Origin of the sequence: Gottfriedia sp. NPDC056225, from assembly GCF_042267765.1 — a bacterium.
GTDB lineage: Bacteria > Bacillota > Bacilli > Bacillales > Bacillaceae_G > Gottfriedia.
This window is the reverse complement of sequence record NZ_JBHJTJ010000116.1, coordinates 2,562-3,368: the sequence shown is the minus strand read 5'-3', so window position 1 is coordinate 3,368 and position 807 is coordinate 2,562. Positions and strand designations below refer to the sequence as shown.

Annotated in this window: 2 protein-coding genes; both read left to right on the top strand. The window is 30.7% G+C overall.

The features are described from left to right. Positions 1-230: hypothetical protein (locus ACFCYN_RS25205; RefSeq protein ID WP_375952884.1), on the top strand; the 230-nt coding region annotated here is incomplete at its 5' end. Between the two features lie 132 nt (positions 231-362). Beyond that, the gene (locus ACFCYN_RS25200) at positions 363-608 is read left to right on the top strand and encodes a hypothetical protein (protein WP_375952881.1); all 246 of its coding nucleotides are present in this window, start codon (positions 363-365) and stop codon (positions 606-608) included. The last annotated feature ends 199 nt before the right edge of the window (positions 609-807 follow it).

The following is an 807-nucleotide window of genomic DNA, read 5'->3' as shown; positions in this document are numbered from 1 at the left end:
ATATAAATTTTTATACTGATAAGTATCTTAGTCTCCCTTTTACAAAAAGAGATTTACTAGGAGTAGCTCTTGCTATTTTACAAATACCTTTTTTAATCTTGATTTTTAAAATTTTCTCACGTTCCAGTTCTATTGGTAAAAAAGTAAGAGTCTTTTTGTCACTACTTTCTGGTCTTACATCTTTTATAATTATAGGTATAATTCTCGGACAAGTATTACCTGGCTTATAGAACTAACGCATGCGATAGTTGAAGATTACGAGTTGCTTGCTGCTCGTTTTTTTTATTCAAGTAAATGGCAGGATAGTTGAATAAGAAATGGTACTATATAATTAAATAAAATTACTTTAAGAGGTATTATGAATGAGCACATACTGGAATTATAGGGTCGTAAAAAAGAAATGGGATGAGGACTTAGTTTCCTATGATATATGTGAGGTTTATTATGATAATGATATACCTACATCATGGATTTGGGGTAAAAATGTTCTTAGTGGAGATAGTGTGGAAGACCTAAAATGGAAATTAGATGTAATTCAAAAAGCAATGGAAAAGCCTTTATTGGAAATAGTAGGTGACGATGAAGTTCTGGTAGAAGTAAAGGAATAAGCACTTTCTTATGCAACTACTATGGGAGTACGGTATAAGCTACCATTCACTGTTGTGAATCTGAGGATTCATGGATGGCTAACGCATACTTAAGTTAAATAACAAGATCGGCTGTTTAGTCGATTTTTTTTATGTCACTAAATGGCAGATTAGTTTGTATAAGATTTCTCTTATTTTATGAAAGAAAATAATTTAAAAT

Coding starts and splice junctions, on each gene's coding strand:
- ACFCYN_RS25200 (WP_375952881.1), top strand. CDS start 363: ATGAGCACATACTGGAATTATAGGGTCGTAAAAAAGAAATGGGATGAG.